Below are 6381 nucleotides of genomic sequence, written 5' to 3'. Positions count from 1 at the left end.
AGGGCATCTAGGAAGTAAGGGCAAATAACCTGTTCATGTCAAAGATGCAATGTGGTCGGTCGATCAGAAGTTGAACTGAATAAGAGAACAAAAAGAACGTTCATGAGGCTTTGGCCAAGCCCTCCTGTTGAATATTGGACACCTCCTTAGTTCCCTCTTCCTTTGTAAATTTATGCAAGGAGATAACCTTTTGCAGGGATAGTTAATCATTTCCATAACGTATTATATACAGGATTGAGCCCATTAACAATATCATTTACTATAAATTAGTATAATTCTTTAATTTTATGTAAATGGACGCCGTTTTTTGTCAATCATTATTCACAATTGAACTCAACTTCTTTTGCAACGAAAAAAGACAGGAGTTACTCCTCCTCTAATAGACGATTGTATCTACAAAAGAAGGGCTCCTGTCCAGAATATTAGCTAAATAAAAATTCGTCCCCGCAAAAGCTTAACCATCATAATTAACGACATAACTGTGGAGCTCCGTGTGATAGTAACCTTCACTATATTCAATAAGCGACCCATCCACGTCATAGGAATACCGGGAACGTTTCAATAACGGTAGATCATTACTCACAGTAAGAATTGCTCTTGCGGTCTCTGGTGCTGTCGCGACAGCAAATTCGTCCTTATATTTCCCCAGTTCGATCTGCTGCTCTTCCAGCCATTCATATAATGACTGCTCATTTAATTCTGACAAATCAAGACCTTCCGCTTGATGCACCAAATAGTGAGTATAGTGGATATACGGTGAACCGTCCAAATCATATACGCGCTCGATGCACAGACATCGATCACCAAACAATCGGTATGGAACGCTTCCTTCCACATTCGGAACGACCTCGGCCCGAATAACCCGTTTTTGAATTGTATGTCCTTCCTCAACAAGAATTTCCGTAAATCGCTTCCATTTGGACAGCTTTGAGGCAGATGTATTGCGAATGACCTTCGTGCCTCTTCCGCTTCCTTTTTCTACATATCCTTCCTGTACAAGCTCTATAATCGCATTGCGTACTGTAATTTTGCTGACTTGAAATTCTTCTTCCAACTGAGGCTCTGACGGAATATAGGATCCAAGCGGGTATACCCCATGCAAAATGCGCTCGCGCAAAATATTTCTTACTTGTACGTATAAGGGTCGTTTGTTGCGTGACAATCTCAATGTTACGGCCTACCTTTCCACATCTATCCCTGACTCCATCATTGCCCGCAGCACCTCTCGTTCGGTCGCCATTGGCGTATCACCTTCGATCGTATGCGCCAGCATACTAGAAGCAGCAGCGAATTCTACCGTTTGTTCCGGCGAATAGCCTTGAAATTCTCCGTGCAGAATGCCGCAAGTGTAGGCATCACCTGCTCCAATTCGATCATGGACAGCAAATGTTAACCGTTCTGAAAACGCAAAGGATTGCTGCTTATATAAAAAACCTTGCAGCGAATGCATCTGATTCTCATGGATCGAGCGATGAGTACCTGCGATGACCGAAATATTATACTGCTTGGCGACGCGCGGAATCAACTCCTCTAGTTGTTCACGCCGATCCAGCTTCTCGGTCTCCATTCCTAATGTCAGCATGGCGTCCATCTCATTCATCATGACAATATCGGCTGCACGCAGCATTTCTTCATAGTGGGTTTTAGCCTTCGCATAACCGCCCTCTCCCCAATGCGCAGGACGATAATTGCAATCGAAGATGACTAATCCTCCTGCTGCCTTCACCGCATATGCCAGCGCCTTCATATGGCGGCGTACACTATCATTCATGGCAAGTGCAATACCGCAGAAATGAATCGCGTCAATATTGGCTGCGATATCTGCATAGGAATATGTATCCTCGGGAGCTGTATTGAAACTGCTCCCAAGCCGGTCTGTATAAGTCACACGGCCTGGACGCGCCCCGAACCCCTTCTCCAAAACGTACATTCCGATATATTTGCCGCCCTGGGTGATGAACGCCGTACCAATTCCAAGCTTGCGCAAATAGGCTTCAGCAGCTTCCCCAAACGGATTGTCCGGCAATCTGGATACTAAATATGCTTCGTGACCGAAGCGGGCCAGCTGCGAGCTGACATTAACGCCCGTTCCTGAAAACGAGTAATCAAGCCTGCTGGCTTGACTCAACCGCTCAACTCCCGGAACCGTCAGCCGCATCATCACTTCTCCGAAAGCAGCAACTCTCTTGAAGCCCTGCTTAGGCACATTAAGCATAATGCTCGACCCATTTTTTCATCACTGCGTATAGGGTATGGATGTCTTCCACCTTCGTCTTGCCTGTTGCTTGATCGATAATGGATGAGTACACATGCGGGATTACGATCGGCACGTTCGCTTCAAGCGAAATCCGCAAAATGGCTTCGAAGTTGTCAAGATCGATGCCGCCCGTTGGCTCAAGCGCGAATCCTGCCTCGCCGCATGCCTGCGCAACAGCACGAAGCTCCTGTTCACAGGCAAGCCCATTCATTGGGAAGTATTTCAAAGCATTTCCACCCATATCACGCACGAGCGCGATTGCACTCTTAATTGGAACAATCGCTTTGTCTGCTTGATCCGCACTTACAGGGCCCGTCGAAATGTTGACATATCCAACCTGTCCGGTCGGTGACACTAAGCTGTTAATCCAGCTATCCTTGCCGCCCAAGTTTGCACGAGTTGCCCCAACTGCCGGGAACACCTGGTTGATGTGTCCGCCGCCATAATATTTTGCAATCTCGGCTACCACTGCCGCTTGGCGATTGTCTCCGGCGCCAAGTCCAATCGATACCGCATCATCAATTGCTGCCCCGTACTCCTTCATCGCTGCGACGGCTGCTTCGACAGTCGGATAATTTTTGGACAGTACGCCTACCAGCACATGCCCTTCTGCCGCCTTGAATACTTCCTTCGCGTTCTCCACACTGTTGGCCAGCACGTTCAGCGCTGCACGTCCTTTGTACAAGCGTTTATCCATATTAGACATGTGTAGCCCCTCCTACTAGTTTACGAATATGTGCTGCAATAACATCCATGTCATCGCCCATAAGTGGACGCGGATCGATATCAAAGTATCCTTGTCTAACCCCATAATCTCGGGTATAAATAGCGATCTCACCCGCTTGAAGTCCTGTCACGACTTCTCTCGCAGTTGTGCCGGACAGAGCAGAATCAATGCTGATTCGTGCACGGAAAATGGCGCGTCCCGCTTCATCCTGCACGATCGTACAGGAAACGCCCTCAAGCTCATTAAGCGGCATTAGCTTGGCAAGCTCCACCTTCTCTTGCTCGCTTTTGTCTTCCTTCACCATATATTCATCCAACGCCTGCAGCAATCCAAATACCGATTCTTTTCCGACTTTCATGCTGCGCCCGATGCCATGCAACTGTGCCTTTACCCATTCAACGGCTTGCCGCTTCCCGGCAACGATGCCCGTTGTAGGTCCTTCAATAGCCTTCGAACCGCTATAGATCGCCAGATCGGAGACTTGCACGTACTTCTGCACATCTTCTTCCGCGGCCGCATCGACGATGAGCGGTATTCCATTTCGCTGTGCGACTTCCCAGGCTTCTTCGACCGAAATCATATTTTTCTGGACGGCATGATGGGATTTCACATACAGAATCGCTGCTGTCTTGTCGTGAATCGCATCCTCAATATGCTCAACCTTTCCCTCATTTGCATATCCGACCTCTACAAGCTTGCCTCCCCCTAAATACACCATCGTTTCAACAGGAGCACCGTACTGTACGTTGTGGCCTTTTAAAATGATAATTTCGTTCTTCTCGATCGGATCCTGATGCAGTCGAAGACTCTTACGACGATCTCCCTGCGTGACAACGCCAGCTACCGAGAGTGCAATCCCGCTCGATGCTGAATTCACGATTACAGCCGCTTCCGAGCCGATAAGTTCAGCAACATAATCCCCCGCTTTGTTGACAAGGTCAGCAACTTCTACATAGCTTTGTCCGCCGAGCTTCATGGCCTCCATAACCGTGTCCGACACAGCGGAAACTCCCAAAATGCTCATTCGTCCACTCGCATTAATGACGCGCTTCAGTCCGTACTTCGCATGCAACGTACTTGCCATTTGCAAATACTCCCTTCGTTACGATATGTTGATGCCCCGTACGGACATCGCCCTCCGAATCGATAAGCTGAATCGGTTCATTCCGTACTTCGAATAGCGTCAAGTTCGCGCGATCGCCCACCTGGATTCGGCCAAGCTCTGGCTTGCCAAGCCATGTTGCAGCGCGTGTCGTTACTGACGCAATCACTTCATTTAATGTATAGCCAAGATAAAGGAACTTGGACAACACGTGAGCAAGGCTATATACCGGACCTTTCAGCCGGTTCCCCCGATAAATGTCCGAGCTGATCGTGTGGAGCGGAACGCCGTTCCGCTTAGCTGCCTCCGCTACGCAGAAGGAGAAACTCGCGGTTCCATGACCCACATCGAGATGAACGCCGCGTGCGATTGCGTCGAGCAATACGCGAAGCGGTTCACCATTTTCATCAAATAAGTTATTCGGCTTGCCATTCAAATAATGAGTAATGACGTCCTTATCCTGTAAATATGGGACAATCTCTTCAATATTGGGTGGGGCCGATCCGATATGTACCATAATAGGAAGCCCTGTGTCCTCAGAAAATTGCCGTGCCATTCGAAGCGGTTCAATACCGCTGCCCCGTACAACACTACGGCTAATCCGCGCCTTTAGACCGATGATGAAATCCCTATGCTTTTCTATGGCTTCTTGCACAGCGGATTCATCAATCCATGCCAAATCCGATAATTCGTCGATTCGTTTTAGTCCGATTTTGGATATATTGAGAAACGCAAGTACATTTGTATCTGACTGTCCAGCCTTCTCTCTTAACTCACCAATCCGTTCCGCACCCAAGCTGCCGGCATCGACGATGGTCGCAACACCTTGTTCCACACCGATCTTATCGATCGCATCTCCATAAGGATCGAACTCCTCAAAAGCATGGACATGCATATCAATCCAGCCGCTGGACACAAAGGTATCGGAGCCGCTGTAATCCAGAATGTGTTCCCCTTGACCCTCGCCTGCTTCCGTGATATGTGCAAGGATTTCATCTTCAATCACGATGTCCATAGCTGTTCCGTCCAGACGCTTCACGCCTCTTACGACGATCCGTTCGCTCATGCTGTTCACCTCGCTTTGAGTAATAATCTATGAATGCCTACTAGATTCATAACAATAAATCCAATCAAACATTATAATGTTTGAATTCATAGTAGCACCGTATCATTGAGGAGTCAATATAACGTTATAATGTCTTGTGAAATAAAAAACGAGTCACCGTTTCCCCACGATAACTCGTTGATTTAACACATTTTATTTCTCCGGAAATAATTCACTTAATCGGTATAAGATTTTCGCAACATTCCCGTTTTGAACAACAGCAGCAAACAATCCTTCATTAAAACGGTCACCGCGAATATAGCAGGTCATCAGCTTGCGCAGCGTATCGACGTCCGCCTTTTTAATCTGCTCTTCAATATTTTGCTCGATATCCTTATATATTTCGTGCTCCGAAATCCACGCCCTCCAATCAAATACAATCAAAAATCCGCACTCTTCGAGCGCTTTCCGAAACGCAATAACCTCTTGGCTTTCACTCGGATATCCGTTCACGAATTGAAGATGTTCATGATCGGCGTTTTGAAAGCAATCAATGAATCCGAGCAGTCTATTGATTTTTGTTTTTGTTAGGATATGAATGTCATTCAACGAAGCAGCCTCCTAGTTAAGAAATCTATTCATTTTCAAGTTGTAAATTTTCCTTTGGTACCCATCCTTCTTCGAAGTTCATTCGGTGCGTACACCATACCCAGCCATTCAGTTCTTTGTGGCCTGCGAGTCTATCGCCTTCATTCACATTCAATTCTCGTGCGGTATAATCCACTAATGCAATTCCTTCCGCTCCCTTAGCATCGAGAAACTGCATCGGCACCCATCCGCTGATTTTTTGGTTTTCCTCTTTATTCGTCGTACAGAAAATCCAGTTCTCCCAGTTTTCCGTCCCTTTATAAACTTCCCCGACAATGACGGATTGTCCCTTCACTAATTTGAGCGGGTTGGGGTAATTGGATCTGTGGTTCTTAATCACGATATATTTTTCCATTTGCAACACCTCGTCATGGTAAATACTACTTCACCTTGCGTATTGTACTATCAAACTACTTCCTGATAAAGAACAAATGTTCTTGTTTATGATGTGAGCGAGTTTATAGAACGACCCATTCCTTGATACTTTCTATTATAAGACGGATCGCTCAAAATCCTCTTACTATAAGGACTAAGGCAATGAGATTTCCACTAAGCCGTTCATAATCGATCATAACAAGCCACCTGATGGTTGTAGGTTGGTT

The 6381-nt window shown here is 46.7% G+C and carries 7 protein-coding genes; all 7 read right to left on the bottom strand.

Annotation, left to right across the window (positions count from 1 at the left end; translation table 11 throughout):
• Window positions 1-454: 454 nt before the first annotated feature.
• The 7 genes from NO352_RS06910 to NO352_RS06880 all read right to left on the bottom strand — a co-directional run bounded on the left by NO352_RS06910 (window position 455) and on the right by NO352_RS06880 (window position 6134).
• A complete protein-coding gene (locus tag NO352_RS06910; protein ID WP_289355160.1) occupies window positions 455-1168 on the bottom strand; it encodes a GntR family transcriptional regulator in 714 nt (237 codons plus the stop codon).
• 9 nt (window positions 1169-1177) lie between these two features.
• A complete protein-coding gene (locus NO352_RS06905; RefSeq protein WP_289355159.1) occupies window positions 1178-2215 on the bottom strand; it encodes a sugar kinase in 1038 nt (345 codons plus the stop codon).
• Window positions 2208-2963: a 2-dehydro-3-deoxy-phosphogluconate aldolase gene (dagF, locus tag NO352_RS06900; RefSeq protein WP_289355158.1), complete on the bottom strand. Its 756-nt coding sequence runs from the start codon at window positions 2961-2963 to the stop codon at window positions 2208-2210. Before dagF ends, NO352_RS06905 begins: the two co-directional genes overlap by 8 nt.
• Window positions 2956-4068, bottom strand: coding sequence for a DgaE family pyridoxal phosphate-dependent ammonia lyase (locus NO352_RS06895; RefSeq protein WP_005550275.1), 1113 nt, complete (start codon window positions 4066-4068; stop codon window positions 2956-2958). The genes dagF and NO352_RS06895 overlap by 8 nt, the downstream gene beginning before the upstream one ends.
• Window positions 4022-5152: an amidohydrolase/deacetylase family metallohydrolase gene (locus tag NO352_RS06890; protein ID WP_289355157.1), complete on the bottom strand. Its 1131-nt coding sequence runs from the start codon at window positions 5150-5152 to the stop codon at window positions 4022-4024. The genes NO352_RS06895 and NO352_RS06890 overlap by 47 nt, the downstream gene beginning before the upstream one ends.
• Before the next feature lie 192 nt (window positions 5153-5344).
• Window positions 5345-5740, bottom strand: a complete 396-nt coding sequence (locus NO352_RS06885; RefSeq protein WP_005550277.1) for a DUF6508 domain-containing protein — start codon at window positions 5738-5740, stop codon at window positions 5345-5347.
• Between the two features lie 25 nt (window positions 5741-5765).
• The gene (locus NO352_RS06880) at window positions 5766-6134 is read right to left on the bottom strand and encodes an SH3 domain-containing protein (protein WP_005550278.1); all 369 of its coding nucleotides are present in this window, start codon (window positions 6132-6134) and stop codon (window positions 5766-5768) included.
• Between the last annotated feature and the right edge of the window lie 247 nt (window positions 6135-6381).

Source organism: Paenibacillus sp. S-12, from assembly GCF_030363895.1.
Classification (GTDB): Bacteria; Bacillota; Bacilli; order Paenibacillales; family Paenibacillaceae; genus Paenibacillus_B; species Paenibacillus_B alvei.
The sequence above is the reverse complement of the archived record's forward strand: the minus strand, read 5'-3'. Positions and strand labels throughout refer to the sequence as shown.